Annotated in this window: 17 protein-coding genes and 4 tRNA genes; 10 read left to right on the forward strand and 11 right to left on the reverse strand. The window is 68.6% G+C overall.

What is annotated here, in order from left to right:
* Positions 1-154: 154 nt before the first annotated feature.
* The 11 genes from AC3A4E_RS13860 to AC3A4E_RS13910 form a co-directional block, all read right to left on the reverse strand.
* Positions 155-230, reverse strand: a tRNA-Thr gene (locus AC3A4E_RS13860).
* A gap of 36 nt (positions 231-266) precedes the next feature.
* A tRNA-Gly gene (locus tag AC3A4E_RS13865) sits at positions 267-340 on the reverse strand.
* A 58-nt stretch (positions 341-398) separates the two neighbouring features.
* Positions 399-484 (reverse strand) — tRNA-Tyr (locus AC3A4E_RS13870).
* 251 nt (positions 485-735) lie between these two features.
* Positions 736-1,827, reverse strand: a complete 1,092-nt coding sequence (gene ychF / locus AC3A4E_RS13875; protein WP_487632085.1) for a redox-regulated ATPase YchF — start codon at positions 1,825-1,827, stop codon at positions 736-738.
* 229 nt (positions 1,828-2,056) lie between these two features.
* The gene (gene pth, locus AC3A4E_RS13880; RefSeq protein WP_487632086.1) at positions 2,057-2,635 is read right to left on the reverse strand and encodes an aminoacyl-tRNA hydrolase; all 579 of its coding nucleotides are present in this window, start codon (positions 2,633-2,635) and stop codon (positions 2,057-2,059) included.
* A 45-nt stretch (positions 2,636-2,680) separates the two neighbouring features.
* Positions 2,681-3,337 carry a 50S ribosomal protein L25/general stress protein Ctc gene (locus AC3A4E_RS13885; protein WP_487632087.1) on the reverse strand — a complete coding sequence of 219 codons (657 nt, stop codon included), beginning with the start codon at positions 3,335-3,337 and terminating at the stop codon, positions 2,681-2,683.
* Positions 3,338-3,420: 83 nt separating this feature from the next.
* On the reverse strand, positions 3,421-4,380 hold the full coding sequence (locus AC3A4E_RS13890) for a ribose-phosphate diphosphokinase (RefSeq protein ID WP_487632088.1): 960 nt from the start codon (positions 4,378-4,380) through the stop codon (positions 3,421-3,423).
* A 90-nt stretch (positions 4,381-4,470) separates the two neighbouring features.
* Positions 4,471-4,543: transfer RNA gene (locus tag AC3A4E_RS13895), tRNA-Gln, on the reverse strand.
* A gap of 63 nt (positions 4,544-4,606) precedes the next feature.
* On the reverse strand, positions 4,607-5,479 hold the full coding sequence (gene ispE / locus AC3A4E_RS13900) for a 4-(cytidine 5'-diphospho)-2-C-methyl-D-erythritol kinase (protein ID WP_487632089.1): 873 nt from the start codon (positions 5,477-5,479) through the stop codon (positions 4,607-4,609).
* Entirely contained in the window at positions 5,476-6,153 is a 678-nt protein-coding gene (gene lolB / locus AC3A4E_RS13905) for a lipoprotein insertase outer membrane protein LolB (protein ID WP_487632090.1), read from the reverse strand. Before lolB ends, ispE begins: the two co-directional genes overlap by 4 nt.
* The gene (locus tag AC3A4E_RS13910; protein WP_487632091.1) at positions 6,150-7,844 is read right to left on the reverse strand and encodes a tetratricopeptide repeat protein; all 1,695 of its coding nucleotides are present in this window, start codon (positions 7,842-7,844) and stop codon (positions 6,150-6,152) included. The genes lolB and AC3A4E_RS13910 overlap by 4 nt, the downstream gene beginning before the upstream one ends.
* A gap of 91 nt (positions 7,845-7,935) precedes the next feature.
* On the opposite strand from AC3A4E_RS13910, the gene hemA reads away from it, so the two are divergent.
* From hemA to AC3A4E_RS13960, 10 genes are all read left to right on the forward strand, one after another.
* Positions 7,936-9,234, forward strand: coding sequence for a glutamyl-tRNA reductase (hemA, locus tag AC3A4E_RS13915; protein ID WP_487632092.1), 1,299 nt, complete (start codon positions 7,936-7,938; stop codon positions 9,232-9,234).
* Complete coding sequence (gene prfA, locus AC3A4E_RS13920; RefSeq protein ID WP_487632093.1) at positions 9,212-10,294, forward strand: peptide chain release factor 1; 1,083 nt, start codon at positions 9,212-9,214, stop codon at positions 10,292-10,294. Before hemA ends, prfA begins: the two co-directional genes overlap by 23 nt.
* A gap of 93 nt (positions 10,295-10,387) precedes the next feature.
* On the forward strand, positions 10,388-10,909 hold the full coding sequence (moaB, locus tag AC3A4E_RS13925; protein WP_487632094.1) for a molybdenum cofactor biosynthesis protein B: 522 nt from the start codon (positions 10,388-10,390) through the stop codon (positions 10,907-10,909).
* The gene (locus AC3A4E_RS13930; protein ID WP_487632095.1) at positions 10,909-11,250 is read left to right on the forward strand and encodes a helix-turn-helix domain-containing protein; all 342 of its coding nucleotides are present in this window, start codon (positions 10,909-10,911) and stop codon (positions 11,248-11,250) included. Before moaB ends, AC3A4E_RS13930 begins: the two co-directional genes overlap by 1 nt.
* Positions 11,251-11,274: 24 nt before the next feature.
* Positions 11,275-12,051 carry a polyphosphate kinase 2 gene (ppk2, locus tag AC3A4E_RS13935; protein ID WP_487632096.1) on the forward strand — a complete coding sequence of 259 codons (777 nt, stop codon included), beginning with the start codon at positions 11,275-11,277 and terminating at the stop codon, positions 12,049-12,051.
* Positions 12,052-12,137: 86 nt separating this feature from the next.
* Positions 12,138-12,731, forward strand: coding sequence for a shikimate kinase (locus AC3A4E_RS13940; protein ID WP_487632097.1), 594 nt, complete (start codon positions 12,138-12,140; stop codon positions 12,729-12,731).
* Between the two features lie 52 nt (positions 12,732-12,783).
* The gene (gene aroB / locus AC3A4E_RS13945; RefSeq protein WP_487632098.1) at positions 12,784-13,878 is read left to right on the forward strand and encodes a 3-dehydroquinate synthase; all 1,095 of its coding nucleotides are present in this window, start codon (positions 12,784-12,786) and stop codon (positions 13,876-13,878) included.
* Positions 13,879-13,904: 26 nt separating this feature from the next.
* Positions 13,905-14,159: a WGR domain-containing protein gene (locus AC3A4E_RS13950; RefSeq protein WP_487632099.1), complete on the forward strand. Its 255-nt coding sequence runs from the start codon at positions 13,905-13,907 to the stop codon at positions 14,157-14,159.
* A gap of 39 nt (positions 14,160-14,198) precedes the next feature.
* Complete coding sequence (gene hemE / locus AC3A4E_RS13955; protein WP_487632100.1) at positions 14,199-15,272, forward strand: uroporphyrinogen decarboxylase; 1,074 nt, start codon at positions 14,199-14,201, stop codon at positions 15,270-15,272.
* A 137-nt stretch (positions 15,273-15,409) separates the two neighbouring features.
* On the forward strand, positions 15,410-15,745 hold the full coding sequence (locus AC3A4E_RS13960; protein WP_487632101.1) for a hypothetical protein: 336 nt from the start codon (positions 15,410-15,412) through the stop codon (positions 15,743-15,745).
* Positions 15,746-15,758: the final 13 nt, after the last annotated feature.

A 15,758-nucleotide genomic window follows, 5' to 3' on the forward strand; every position in this document is an offset into this window, starting at 1 on the left:
TCTTGCCGTGGTCGACGTGACCGATGGTGCCGACGTTGACGTGCGGCTTGGTGCGCTCGAACTTACCCTTTGCCATGGCTGCTCTACTCGAATCTGGTGAAAGTGGTGATTGCGTGCCGCGTCGGACCCGCGTGAGGTGCGGAGCCGCGGAGGATGGTGCTCACGAAAGGAATCGAACCTTCGACCTCCTCCTTACCAAGGAGGTGCTCTACCGACTGAGCTACGTGAGCAACGATGTGAAAACGGGAACCGCCTGGAACATTCAATGGAGCGGGAGAAGGGAATCGAACCCTCGTAATCAGTTTGGAAAACTGAGGTTCTACCATTGAACTACTCCCGCACCGGGACCCGCTTGCCGCATTACAACCTGTCGCACTGCAATTGTTCCACCGTCGAAATGGTGGAGGGAGGTGGATTCGAACCACCGAAGGCGTAAGCCAGCAGATTTACAGTCTGCCCCCGTTGGCCGCTTGGGTATCCCTCCGGCGTTTCGTCTTGCCGGTGAAAACAGCCCGCGATTTTGGGGCCAGTTCCCGGTTCTGTCAACGCTGGAACGCGTCTGATTTCACCGGACCCGTTGCACCGGCGAGAGCCTGTGCAGACGGGGGCGCATCTTAACCGGCCCGGCGCGCCGGCGCCATGGGCGAATGCATGATTCGATGCATTTTCCACGATCCATCCGCGCGGAAGGCGCCCGCAGGCGCCTTCCACAACACGACGAGGACCGACGACCGGTCAGACGTTGAAGCGGAAATGCATCACGTCACCGTCCTTGACGATGTACTCCTTGCCTTCCAGACGCCATTTGCCCGCTTCCTTCGCGGCGGATTCGCCGTTGTAGCGGATGAAGTCGTCGTAACCGACCACTTCGGCGCGGATGAAGCCCTTCTCAAAATCGGTATGGATCACCGCAGCCGCCTGCGGCGCGGTCGCGCCGATCCTGACCGTCCACGCGCGCACTTCCTTGACGCCCGCGGTGAAGTAGGTCTGCAGCGTCAGCAGGCCGTAGGCCGCGCGGATCACGCGGTTCAGGCCCGGCTCGTCGAGGCCCAGATCGGTCAGGAACGCGTCGCGGTCGGCATCGTCGAGCTGCGACAGCTCTTCCTCGATCGCCGCAGACACAGGCACCACTTCCGCGCCCTCGCCCACTGCGCGCGCACGCACGGCGTCGAGGTGCGGATTGTTCTCGAAGCCGTCCTCGAGCACGTTGGCGATGTACAGCACGGGCTTGGCGGTCAGCAGGAACAGGTCGCGGATGGCCGCGTTGTCGTCGTCGGAGAGCTTCAGCGCGCGCACCGGCTGACCGTCGGCCAGGCCCTTGTGCACGCGACCCAGCACTTCGGCGCGGACCTTCGCGTCCTTGTCGCCGGTCTTGGCCGAACGCTCGGCACGCTGCAGCGCGCGCTCGACGGAATCCAGATCCGCCAGCGCGAGCTCGGTATCGATGGTCTCGATATCGGCGATCGGGTCGACCTTGTTGTTGACGTGGATGACGTCCGGATTCTCGAAACAGCGCACCACGTGCGTGATCGCGTCGACCTCGCGGATGTGCGACAGGAACTTGTTGCCCAGGCCCTCACCGCTGGCCGCGCCGGCGACGAGACCGGCGATGTCGACGAACTCGACCGCCGTCGGCAGCACCTTCTGCGGCTTGACGATCGCCGCCAGCGCATTGAGGCGCAGGTCCGGCACCGGCACGATGCCGACGTTCGGCTCGATGGTGCAGAACGGGAAGTTGGCCGCAGCGATGCCCGCCTTGGTCAGCGCATTGAAGAGGGTCGACTTGCCGACGTTCGGCAGGCCGACGATGCCGCATTTGATGCCCATGTGGAATCCGTCAGATGGCGGCTGCGCCGCTTGTGAGGGGATCAGCGGGCGACTGCGCCGCCTGCGTCAGAGAAAAGGTGGAACGCCCCAGCGGCAGCAGGAAACGCTGCGATACGGCGTCCGGAAGAGCGGGAATTCTATCGCCAGCCGGGTCATGGCGCTGAAGCCACCGACGCGACCGACCGCGCCGGAGGTGCGCTGACAGCGCCCAACGCGCGCCCTGACGGCGTTACCGCTGCGTATGCAGCCGCGTCATCGCATCCATGAAATTGCCGTCCATCGCCAGCGGCAGCACGTCGATCGCATCGTCCACCGCGCGTCCGATCAGGATGTCGTCATCGGCGTTCGCACGCCCCAGCACCCAGGGTGTGACCTTGTCCTTGCTGCCCGGGTGACCGATGCCGATGCGCAGCCGGTGGAACCGGCCGTGACCCAGCAGTTGCATCGTGTCGCGGAGCCCGTTCTGGCCGCCATGGCCGCCGTCGAACTTCAACCGCGCGGTGCCCGGCGGCAGATCCAGTTCGTCGTGCGCCAGCAGCGCCTGTTCGGGTTCGAATTTCCAGAACCGCAGCGCGGCGGTGACCGACTTGCCGCTGAGATTCATGAAGGTGGCCGGTTTCAACAGCCAGACCGGCTGACCTGCGATGTCGATCTTCGCAGTCTCGCCGAACAGCTTGCTGTCGACCCGGAACGACGCCCCCGCCTTTGCGGCGAGTGCGTCGACAAAACGGAACCCGGCGTTGTGCCGGGTCCGTGCATATTCGGGACCGGGATTGCCCAGCCCGACGATCAGTCGCAGTCCTGCCATCGATACGGCAACGCGGGCGCGCCCGAAGGCGCGCCCACGCGACGATTACTCGTCGTCCTTCGCGGCCTTGGTGGCCGGGACATCGGCCGACGCTTCGTCGGTCTCTTCCGGCTCGGCTTCCACGCGGCCGTGCTTGGCGACGACGACGGCAACGTCGTGGTCCGCGCCCAGCGCCAGTTCGGGGATCTCGACGCCCTTCGGCAGCTTGACCTGCGAGAGGTGGACGATATCGCCGACGACCATCGCACCGAGATCGATCTCGATGAACTCCGGCAGGTCGCCCGGCAGGCAGGTCACGGTGACTTCGTTGAGCTCGTGCGTGATCACGACGTCGGCAGCCTTGCCGGCCGGCGAGGTGTCTTCGTTGATGAAGTGCAGCGGCACGGCGGTGCGGATCGTCTCGTTCGCGTTCACGCGCTGGAAGTCCAGGTGCATGATCTGCTGTTTGAAGGGATGACGCTGCATGTCACGCAGCAGCACCTTCTGGACGTCGCCGTTGAGGCTCAGGTCGAGGATCGAGGCGTAGAACCACTCGTGCTGGCTGGCGAGCCAGACATCGTTGTGGCTCAGCTCGATGCTGACGGGCTTGAGGTCGCCGCCGTAGACGACGGCAGGCACGTTGCCGGCAAGACGGAGGCGGCGGCTCGCACCCTTCCCCTCGTCTTCGCGGCGCTGCACCTTGATTTCATGCGTGGTAGCCATGTTCTGTATTCACTTTTCAGGATTGAAACCGCCTCGCGGCGGTGAAGCGTCTCGTCCGCGACCAGACGAGACGTTGCAGCAGGTCAGTCGACGTAAAGCGAGCTGACCGATTCTCCGAACGCGATCCGGCGGATCGTCTCGGCCAGCAGCTCGGCGACGCTGAGCTGACGGATGCGCGAGCAATTGCGCGCGGCCTCCGACAGCGGGATGGTGTCGGTGACCACCATCTCGTCGAGCTGCGATTTGTTGAGGTTGTCGATCGCCGCGCCCGACAGCACCGGATGGGTGCAGTAGGCGACGACCTTGGTGGCGCCCTGCGCCTTGAGTGCGGCAGCCGCGGCGCACAGCGTGCCGGCGGTGTCGACGATGTCGTCGACCAGCACGCAGGTCTTGCCGTTCACGTCGCCGATGATGTTCATCACCGTGGCGACGTTGGCGCGCGGACGACGCTTGTCGATGATCGCCAGGTCCGCATCGTCGAGGCGCTTGGCGATCGCGCGGGCGCGGACCACGCCACCGACGTCGGGCGAGACCACGACCATGTTGTCGGTGCCGTGTGCGCGCCAGATGTCGGCCAGCAGCAACGGCGAGGCGTAGACGTTGTCCACGGGGATGTCGAAGAAGCCCTGGATCTGGTCGGCATGCAGGTCGACCGTCAGCACGCGGTCGGCGCCGGCGGCGGTGATGATCCTGGCGGCGACCTTGGCCGTGATCGGCACACGACTCGAACGCAGGCGACGATCCTGACGCGAATAGCCGAAGTACGGGATGACCGCGGTGACACTGGAAGCCGACGCACGCTTGAGCGCGTCGATCAGCACCAGCAGCTCCATCAGGTTCTCGGCGGACGGTGCGCTGGTGGGCTGCAGGACGAACACGTCCTGGCGGCGCACGGTCTCCTCGATCTCGACCTGCACTTCGCCGTCGGAGAACGTGGAGACCAGCGCACGGCCCTGTCGCACGCCCAGCTCGCGGCACACGGACTTGGCCAGCGCGCGGTTGGCGTTGCCCGAAAAGATCAGGAGATTGCGTTCTTCTTTCATGTCTGCGGTTCCGCGTCGCTCTGACCGAGCGGATGGAGGAGTGGCCGTACCGGCACGTGGCGATCACCACGCAGGATCCGACACGGATATCAGGGGCGGCAGGATTCGAACCTGCGAATGCCGGGATCAAAACCCGGTGCCTTAACCACTTGGCGACGCCCCTAGAAAAGCGGTGATTCGTGGCTGTCGACTCGGCATGCGAATCGACAGCCACCAGCCACCGCCCTCAACCTCCCGTTTCGAGCGCATCCAGCAACGGCGACCGTGCCGCACCGCCGACCACACGCGACGACAGCCGCGACGCGACCTGCGCCTGCGCTGCCTCGGCGGATTCGCGCGTGGCGAACTCGACGAAGCAGCCGCTGCCCGTGCCGGTCAGACGAGGCGACCCGACCGTTGCGAGCACCTCGAACACCGCCTCCACGGCGGGTTCCCGGCGACGCAGGACCGGCTCGAACGCATTCCCGAGCGACGTACCTGAAACGAAGTCCGCCATTGTCGCGGGTGCAGCATTTCGCGTCAATTCAGGGGTCTGGAACAGGCCCGCGGTATTCACGTGGATGCCGGGGTCGGCGAGCAGATACCAGGCCGGCGGCAGGTCGATCGGCACCAGCGACTCCCCCACCCCTTCCGCCCACGCATTACGGCCGCGCACGAAAACCGGCACATCGGCACCGAGCGCGAGCCCGAGGGCGGCCAGCCGGTCCTCACCCAGATCCGTACGCCACAAACGGTCGAGAGCCCGCAGAACGGTGGCCGCATCGGACGAGCCACCGCCAAGACCGGCGCCGGACGGAATCCGCTTTTCGACGGCGATATCGACACCTTGATGCGTTTTCGCTTCTTTTTGCAGCAAAAATGCGGCACGCACGACGAGATCGTCGGCCTCGGCGAGCCCCGGCACCGAATCGCCCACACGGCGGATCCGGCCATCGGCGCGCGGCCGAAGCCGGATCGTATCGCCCCAGTCGAGCATCCGGAACACGGTCTGCAGCGCGTGGTAGCCGTCCTTGCGACGGCCGGTGATGCGCAGGAAGAGATTCAGCTTGGCCGGCGCCGGCCACGTCGACCAGTCGCCGGGCGTCTCCGCATCGCTCATGGCGTCGAAGCTGCGTCCGCGGCGGCGCCCGGCGTCCAGCTGTCGACGACGAGGCGGACCCGCGCATCGCCGCGCTGGGCGTTGATGCGTGTCGGGAGCGCCGGCGCATCGCCCGGGGCCGGGTCGGGCTGCCATTCCAGATAGTCGATGGTCCAGCCGTCCTGCTGCACGCGCGCCAGACGACCGCCGGCGTCGAACGCCACCTCGGCCGGACCGGACACCACAACATCGGCCCGCGCGCCCGCAGCCCATGCCGCCATCGCCGCCACGGGCATCTCGAACCCGGTGGCCTCGCGCAGCAGCAGGCCGACGTCGGCACCCTCACGCGGCCCTCCATCGAGGCCATCGATACGCGCGCCGTGCGGACCGCCCTGCAGCTGCCAGCTCTGCCGGGTGACCGGTGCACTCAATGTCACCCGGTACACGGCACCCGTCTGCTGCCATTCGATGCGACCACTGCCGCCATCGCGGCCGTTGGACATCGCGACGCGTCCGTTGAACGCGAGCTGCGGCAGAGCGCGGACGGCGGTTTCGCGGGCAGCGAGTCGCGCCTGCGCATCGGCGAGCGCGGCCGGCGCAAGATCGACGGTCTGCAGCGGCGGGCGCACCGGCACGCTGGTACAGGCGGCCAGCCCAAACGCCGCGACCGCGGCGCACACGATCCGGATCTTCATGCGCCGGTCTTCTCCAGCGCGCGGATCAGCGAGCGGTTGTCCGGATCGATGCCGCGCGCCTCGTCGAAGTACCTGCGCGCTTCGTCGTGGCGGCCCATGACCCAGAGCACCTCGCCGATATGCGCCGCGACCTCGGCGTCCTTCATCATCGAGAACGCGCGCCGCAATTCGACCAGGGCGTCCTCGTGGCGGCCCAGCCGGTAGAGCACCCAGCCGTAGCTGTCGATGATCGCGGCGTTGTCGGGCTCGGCGACGCGTGCGCGGTCGATCAGTTCCAGCGCCTCGGTGTAGCGCGTGGTGCGGTCGGCCAGCGTGTAGCCGAGCGCATTGAGCGCGGCGATGTTTTCCGGGTCGATGGCGAGGATGCGGCGCAGGTCCGCCTCGGCGCGCGGGATGTCGTCGCGTCGCTCCCACATCAGGGCACGCGAATAGAGCACCGCGGGGTCGTCGGGCATCGCGGCGAGGCCGCGGTTGTAGACCTCGAGCTCCGCAGGGTCGTCACCGTTCTGCCGCAGTTCGGCTTCGAGCAGATACGCGTTGCGGCGCATGTCCTCGTCGCTGGTGCCGTCGGACTGCAGCTCGCGCAGCCGCTTCCAGGCATCGTCCTGCCGGCCGAGCTCGTGCAGGACACGCGCACCGCGCAAGCGCGCCTGCGCACGCTCGGGACCGCCGGGCACGCTCTGGTACCACTCCAGCGCCTCGTCGTACTGCTCCAGATATTCGGCCATCTGGCCGAGCAGCAGCCGCTGCGCCGGGTTCGGCGCCAGCGCGACCGCCTTGACCTCCCCATACAGGTCGGCCAGCGCGGGCTTGTCTTCCTCGCGCGCGAGCAGGGACGCGCGCAGTACATAGGTGCGGCCGTCCTGAGGTCCCATCGCCAGCGTGCGTTCGGCATCGCGCAGATCGCCAAGGGCCTCGTACTCGCCGGCGATCGCCAGACGCAGGTCCGGGGCGATCAGCGCGGCGTCACCGAGCGCGACGAGCGCCTGGCGCGCCTCGTCGGCACGGCCCGATTCACGCAACTGGCTGGCGCGCAGCAGGGCCACCCGCGGATCGCCGGGGAATCGGGCGACGATGCGCTCGAGGATCCGTTCGGTGAGATCACTCCGGTCCAGACGCTGCGCCAGTCCGCCAAAGGCCATCCAGGCCTGCAGCACCTCCGGAATCGCGTTGCTGTCGACGATCTGGCCGAGCAGGCGGGCCACCTGGGCGGGGTTCCGGCCACCACTGCCGAGCACGGTGAACGCGTGCCGCCAGCCGGCCGGATCTTCACTGCGCAGCAGGGCCTCGATCTGGCGACGGGCCACGCGGTCGCGCCCGGCACGCAGCGACAGCGTGGCTTCGGCCGCGCGCATCGGCAGCGAGTCCGGCGCGTTGCGGCGCCACAGGTCCAGCGCCTGCGACGCCCGGCGGTCGTTGCCGGCGAGCAGAGAAATCCGGGTCGCCCGCTCGGCCAGCCCGGCGTCGTCGCCGGACAGACGTGCGGCGTCGAGATACCAGTCCGCGGCTTCGTCGAGGCGGCCGGCCTGGACCGCGAACTCGCCGGCCAGCGTCGCGCCCAGCAGATCCTGGTGCAACGGATCGCCCCCCCCGCCATCGCGCTGCGCCTGGGCGACGCCGGACAGTGCGAACAGGGAGACGAGCAGCGCGACGCGGAGCCGCGCAACGGGAAGCGGAGAGAAAACGGGCATCTGGGGCAACCGGGCCGTAAAATGGGCGCCTTCTTCCGCAGCTTATCGCAAGCGCCTGAACGGAATTGCGCCGCCCAGGACACGCCAGCCCATGAGTCTGTTCGCACTCGGCATCAACCACCAGACCGCGCCGGTCGCCCTGCGCGAGCGTGTCGCGTTCGGTGGCGACACGCTCGGCGCGGCGTTGGCGCAGCTGCGTGCATTGCCCAGCGTGCGCGAGGTCGCGCTGCTGTCGACCTGCAACCGCACCGAGCTCTACGCGGTCGCCGATGACGACGGCAGTGCGCTGGCCAACTGGCTGGCGACCCATCCTGGCGATGACGACGCGGCGGTCGGCGGTTCGCTGCATGCCTATCTCTACCGGCACCGCGATGCCGACGCGGTGCGGCATCTGTTCCGCGTTGCGACCGGGCTCGATTCGCTGGTGCTCGGCGAGCCGCAGATCCTCGGCCAGGTGAAGCAGGCCTGGGCCAGCGCGCGCGCGGCCGGCACGCTGGGCAGCGAGCTGGACCGCGTGTTCCAGCATGCATTCGTCACCGCCAAGCGCGCGCGCAGCGAGACCCGCATCGGCAACAGCCCCGTCTCAGTGGCCTCGCTCGCGGTGCGGCTGGCGCAGGAATCGTTCGCGCGCCCGGCCGATTCGGCGGTGCTGCTGATCGGCGCCGGCGAGACCATCGAACTGGCCGCGCGCCATCTCGCGCAAGCCAACGTCAAGCGCCTGCTGATCGCCAACCGGACCTACGCGCACGCGCAGGAACTGGCCGCGCGCCACGGCGGCATCGCGCTGCCGCTCGACGAACTGGACCGGCATCTGTTCCTCGCCGACATCGTGCTGTCGGCCACCGCGAGCCGCACGCCGATCATCGGCCGCGCCCAGGTCGCCGCGGCGCTCAGCGCGCGCAAGCACCGGCCGATGCTGTTGATGGATCTGGCGGTGCCGCGCGACATCGCGCCGGACGTGGCCGAACTGCGCGACGTGTTCCTCTACACCGTCGACGATCTGGAACGCACGCTCGACGACAACCGCCGTGGCCGCCGCGAGGCCGCGGCCGATGCCGACGCGATCATCGACCTGCAGGTCACCCGCTTCGGCGAGTCGAGTGCCGCGCGCGGGCGTCTCGCGCCGGTCAAGCGTCTGCGTGCGCATGGCGAGGCAGTGCGCGGTGAAGCGCTCGCCCGCGCCCGCCAGCAACTCGCCGCCGGCCAGTCCCCCGACGCGGTGCTGGAACTGCTGGCGCACACACTGACCAACCGGCTGCTGCATCTGCCGACCACCGCGCTGCGCGATGCCGCGCTGCGCGGCGACGACACCCTGGCCGACAGCCTCGATGCGCTGCTGCCGCCCGAACCCGAGTCCCGGACACCCGATGCTGCCGACCCTGCGCCGTAAGCTCGAAGCGCTGGCCGAACGCCGCGAAGAACTCGAACGCCTGCTGTCCGATCCTGCGACCGTCGCGGACCAGTCGCGGTTCCGTGCGCTGTCGCGCGAGTTTGCCCAGCTCGAACCGCTTTCGAGCGCGCTGGCCGACGAGCGCCGCGCGCTCGAGGATCGCGAGGCTGCGCGCAGCCTGCTCGACGATGCCGACATGCGCGAGATGGCCGAGGAGGAGATCGCCGCCGCCGATGCGCGCCTGGAAACATTGGAGGCCGATCTGCTGGCCCTGCTGGTGCCGCGCGACGCGCGCGACGATGGCGGTTTCTATCTCGAGATCCGCGCCGGCACCGGCGGTGACGAAGCCGCGATCTTCGCCGGCGATCTGTTCCGCATGTACCAGCGCTACGCCGAGCGGCAGGGCTGGCGCGTCGAGGTGGAATCGGCGAGCACGGGCGAGCACGGCGGCTTCCGCGAAGTCATCGCCGCGGTCGACGGCAGCGGCGCCTATGCGCGGCTCAAGTTCGAATCCGGCACGCATCGCGTGCAGCGGGTGCCGGAGACCGAGTCGCAGGGCCGCATCCACACCTCGGCCGCGACCGTGGCGATCATTCCGATCGAGGACGCGGGCGAACCGATCGAGCTCAATCCGGCCGACCTCAAGGTCGACACCTTCCGCTCGTCCGGCGCCGGCGGCCAGCACGTCAACAAGACCGATTCTGCGATCCGCATCACCCACATGCCGACCGGCGTCGTCGTCGAATCGCAGACCGAGCGCAGCCAGCACGCGAACCGCGACAAGGCGATGAAGCGCCTGCGCGCGATGCTGGCCGACGCCGAAGCCGAGCGCCGCGCGGCCGCGACTGCCGAGGTGCGCAAGCTGCAGGTCGGCAGCGGCGACCGCAGCCAGCGCATCCGCACCTACAACTATCCGCAGGGGCGGATCACCGACCATCGCATCGAAGGTCTCACCCTGTACGACCTGCCGAACGTGCTCGAAGGCAGTCTCGACGGCCTGATCGCGCGGCTGTCGCAGGAACACCAGGCCGACGAACTGGCGCGCATGACCGCGCAGTGAGTCGCAACGCGGCCTGAAGCGCGCGGTTTCGATGCGTGCCAGCGACTGCGCATCCCCATGCGGCTGTCCACACCGGTGGGGTACCCTCGCCGCATGAGCAGCCAGACCGATTTCATCCCCCTCCAGATCTGCGTGCTGACGGTCTCCGACAGCCGCACCCTCGACACCGACAGCTCCGGCGACTACCTCGTCGAGTCCCTGACCGGCGCAGGCCACGGGATCGCCGAGCGCGCCCTGTTGGCCGATGACCGCTACGCGATGCGCGCGCTGGTGTCGAAGTGGATCGCCGATCCCACGGTCGACGGCATCCTCGTCACCGGCGGCACCGGTTTCACCGGCCGCGACTCCACACCCGAAGCGCTGCTGCCATTGCTGGACAAAGAGATGCCGGGCTTCGGCGAACTGTTCCGCGCGGTGTCGGTCGAGGAAATCGGCACGTCCTCGCTGCAGTCGCGCGCCTTCGCCGGCCTGGCGAATGCGACCTTCGTGTTCGCCCTGCCCGGCTCGACATCGGCCTGCCGCACGGCGTGGGAGAAGATCGTCCGCCATCAGCTCGACGCGCGCACCAAGCCCTGCAATCTGGCGACGATCCGTCCGCGCCTGAAAGAAGCCTGATGTCACTTGACCAGACGCTGCGCCTGCTCGCCAAGGCGCGTGGCCTGACCGCTGCGGAGATCGCCGCCGCGATTCCACGCGTCGGCGCGGCGACGGTGTCTGCCTGGATGCGCGGCGAGAAGACACCCGGCAGCGCGCAGCTCGATGCCCTGGCGCGTGCGTTCGGCGTGCCGGCCGGCGCGTTGCTGGCGACTCTCGCCGCCACGCTCGACCCCGCGCGCACCCGGGGTGAGCACGACCTGCTTGCCGCCTACCGCGCGCTCAACACACGCCAGCAGGGCGCGCTGCTCGAGGTCGCGCGCACGATGGCGCAGGCGCCACCGCGCAAGTCACGCGACTAGCGATCCACCGCACAGGAGCCCGCGATGCAACCGCTCAAGCGCAAGGCCTACGAGGCCGCTCTGGACCCGATGCAGATCGAACTGGCAGCCGTTGCGCGCTGGCTGCAGCACAGCGGCCGTCGCCTGCTGGTGCTGTTCGAAGGCCGCGACACCGCCGGCAAGGGCGGTGCGATCGAAGCGATTGCCGAGCACCTCAATCCACGCCAGTGCCGCGTCGTCGCGTTGCCGAAACCCAGCGACCGGGAGGCCGGCCAGTGGTATTTCCAGCGCTACGTCACCCACCTGCCGTCAGCGGGCGAAATCACCCTGCTCGACCGCAGCTGGTACCACCGCGCCGGCGTGGAATCGGTGATGGGTTACGCAACGCCCGCGCAGGTCGACACCTTCCTGGCCCAGACCCCGGCATTCGAGCAGCAACTGGTCGACGACGGCATCCTGCTGTTCAAGTACTGGCTGGGCTGCGACCAGGCGCAGCAGGAAGCACGGTTCGCCGAGCGCCTGCACGACCCGCTCAAGCGCTGGAAGCTGTCGCCGGTCGATGTCGCCGCGCGCACGCGCTACGACGATTACACCCGCGCCCGCGACGTCATGCTGCGCGCGACGCATACCGCACACGCACCGTGGACGCTCGTCGACTTCAACGATCAGCGCCGCGGGCGCCTGACCCTGATCCGCGACCTGCTTGACCGTCTACCCGACTCCCGTGTCGACGCGCCGGCGCTCCGCTTCCCCCGCCTCAGGCGCAAACCCCTGCGCGAGCGCTACGAAGTCCTGGCGCCCCTGCCACTGTTCGAGGACTGAGTCCGCGGACGCAACTCGCGGCGCGCACGGGTGACGCTTGCGACTGCAACCGTCGACGTGCCGCGCGCCGCTGCTAGCATGCAGACATGCACTCCGCCCCCAACCTCGTGCTGGTCGGCCCGATGGGCGCCGGCAAGTCCTCGATCGGCCGTCGCATCGCGGCGCGATTCGGCGTGGTCTTCGTCGATGTCGATCACGAGATCGAGGTGCGCACCGGCGCGCGGATCGCGATGATCTTCGAGTGCGAAGGCGAGACCGGATTCCGCGCGCGCGAGCGGGCGACGCTGCTCGAAATCCTCGCCGGCAGCGGCCAGGTGATCGCGACCGGTGGCGGCGCGGTGCTCGATCCCGCCAATCGTGCCCTGCTGCGGTCCCGGGGTTTCGTCGTGCACATGCATGCCGATGTCGATGCCCAGCTTGCCCGACTGGCGCGCGACCGCACGCGGCCGCTGCTCGCGGGCGACGACCGCACCGAAGTCCTGCAGCGGCTCGCCATCGAACGTGCACCGCTGTACGCCGACGCCGCGCATCTGCGTTTCGACACCGGGCCGCATGCCTGCAACGAAGCTGCCGCCCAGCTCGGCCATCTGGTCGAGGCGCACTGGCACCCGCCAGCCGGCAGCATCGAGACCTCCATTTCCGACGCCGCCGCCGACGTGGCGTCGACACACGCTTCATGAGCCGCGTCGCAGACGTCGCGCCGGCCGTATCCCCCACCTGTATCCGGATCGCATGACCACCAGTGCCCGAGAGGTCGCCGTCGCCGGCGACACGCCCTACACCATCCATATCGGCCCGTCCCTGCTCGACGACGGCGCGCTGCTGGCGCGCAGCGTGCGCGGGCGCGACGCGATGCTCGTCAGCGATGCGCACGTCGCGCCGCTGTACGCCGATCGCGTTGCCGCGGCGCTGCAGGCGGCGCGACCGGACCTGCGCATCCATCGGCACGTGCTGCCGCCGGGCGAAGCGGCCAAGACGCTCGCGCATTTCGCGCAAGTCACCACCGCACTCGCCGATGCGCGCATGCGCCGCGACGCGACGCTGTTCGCGCTCGGTGGCGGCGTGATCGGCGATCTCGCCGGCTTCGCCGCGGCCTGCTGGATGCGTGGCATCGATTGCGTGCAACTGCCGACCACGCTGCTGGCGATGGTGGATTCGTCGGTCGGCGGCAAGACCGCGGTCGACCTGCCGCAGGGCAAGAACCTCGTCGGCGCCTTCCACCCGCCGCGCGCGGTGATCGCCGACACCGCCGCGCTGCGCACGCTGCCGGCCCGCGAACTGCGCGCCGGCCTGGCCGAGGTGGTGAAGTACGGCGCGCTGGGCGATGCGGACTTCCTCGACTGGCTCGATGACCACGCCGATGCCCTGCTGGCGATGGACGACGCGACGCTGGCCGAAGCCATCGCCCGCAGCTGCGCGCACAAGGCGGCGATCGTCGCGCGCGACCCCTTCGAACATGGCGAGCGCGCCCTGCTCAACCTCGGCCACACCTTCGGTCATGCAATCGAGACCGAGCAGGGCTACGGCGGGCTCAATCATGGCGAGGCGGTCTCGGTCGGCATGGTGCTGGCCGCGCGGCTGTCGGAAGCGCTGGGCCTGGCGCCGGCGGCCGATACGCAGCGCCTGCGCGATCTGCTGGTGCGCCTGCAGTTGCCGGTGGACGTGCCGGCAGGACTTGATCCCGAGCGCCTGCTCGCGCACATGCGACTGGACAAGAAGGCGGTCGCCGGCGGCCTGCGTTTCATCGTCTGGCGTGGTGCGGGGCGCGCCGAGGTATTGGGCGACGTGCCGGAATCCTCCGTTCTGTCTGTCCTGCAAGAGGCCTGAACACCCCGCGCCGTACAATGCGCGCCATGCGCCTGTTCCTGCAGCAACCCCCTGTCGGCGACGAGTTCCCCCGATTCGTGCAGCTGACCCTGCAGCCCGATCTGCTCGGCGGCTGGGTGCTGTTGCGTGAGACCGGCCAGGTCGGCGGACGCAGCGCGTTGCGACGCGACCAGTACCTCGACCAGCCCAGCGCACAGAAGGCGCTCGAAGCCGCACGTGATGCGCAGCTCAAGCGTGGCTTCGCGCTGATGCCCACCCCCGGCAGCGACGCGCCGGCCTGACCGCGCGACCACCGCCTCCACCAGGAAATTCCAGCCCCGATGTCTGCCGTCCTGAAGAACGACCGCTTCCTCCGCGCCCTCCGCCGTGAACCCGTCGACCGCACGCCCGTCTGGTTGATGCGCCAGGCCGGCCGGTATCTGCCGGAGTACCGCGCATCGCGCAAGGCCGCAGGCAGCTTCCTGGCGATGGCGAAGAATCCCGATCTCGCCTGCGAGGTCACGCTGCAGCCGCTGGCGCGCTTCGATCTCGACGCGGCGATCCTGTTCTCCGACATCCTGACCATTCCCGATGCGATGGGGCTGGACCTGTACTTCGTCGAAGGCGAAGGTCCGAAGTTCCGCCATCCGGTGCGCGACGCGGCCAGCATCGCCAAGCTCGGCGTGCCGGATATGGAAACCGACCTGCGCTACGTCATGGACGCGGTGCGCGTGATCCGCCGCGAACTCGACGGCCGCGTGCCACTGATCGGTTTCTCCGGCAGCCCGTGGACGCTGGCCTGCTACATGGTCGAAGGCGGCGGCAGCAAGGATTTCGCCCGCATCAAGGCGATGGCGCTCAACGATCCCAAGGCGCTGCACGCACTGCTGTCGGTCAATACCGATGCGGTGATCGCGTATCTCGCCGCGCAGCGCGCAGCAGGCGCGCAGGCGCTGCAGGTCTTCGACACCTGGGGCGGCGTGCTGTCGCCGGCGATGTACCGCGAGTTCTCGCTGCCGTATCTCACCCGTATCGCCCAGGAACTGCAGCGCGGCGACGGCGCCGAGCGCACACCGCTGATCCTGTTCGGCAAGGGCAATGCCGCGTATCTCGACGAGCTCTCGCGCTCAGGGGCGGAGGGCGTTGGCGTCGACTGGTTGATCGAACTCGGCGACGCCGCGCGTCGCACCGAAGGCCGCGTCGCGCTGCAGGGCAACCTGGATCCGACGACGCTGTACGGCGCGCCGGATGCGATCCGCGTCCAGGTCCGCCACGCGCTCGACAGCTACGCGCACGGCAATGGTGGCTCGCGCGACGGCCACATCTTCAATCTAGGCCACGGCATGTCGCCGGACATGAACCCCGACCACGTCGGCGTGCTGGTCGACGAAGTACACGCCTACAGCGCGCGCTGAGACGGAATGTCGGATCCGGAGCGTCGACCGCAGCCATAGTGCCGCGGTCGCCCCGCGCTGCCCGTCCTGCCAGCAGCGGACCCCTGCAGTACCTGCTGGTCGCGACACGATCCGGCAGATCTCAGGGGACTTCTTCCATGCGTCTTTTCGCCCGTACCTTCCTGCTGTCCATCGCGCTGATGATGTGCGCCTCGGTGGCATCGGCTGCCGACTACTACGTCGACATCAACAACCGCACCGGCTACACGATCCTGCAGGTCTTCGTCAGTCCCGCCAAGGCGTCGGACTGGGAAGAGGATGTGCTCGGCCGCGAGGTGCTGGCCGACAACGATTCGCGCCGCATCACGCTGAGCGGCTACAACAGCTCGGTGTTCGACATCAAGCTCGTCGATACCGAGGGCGACACCTACACCTTCTGGAATGTCGATGTCGCGCGCCAGGACATCACCGCCCGCAGCAGCGACATGGACTGACCGCAGGCGCGCA

The sequence above is a fragment of the Luteimonas sp. Soil_N_1 genome (genome assembly GCF_057656255.1).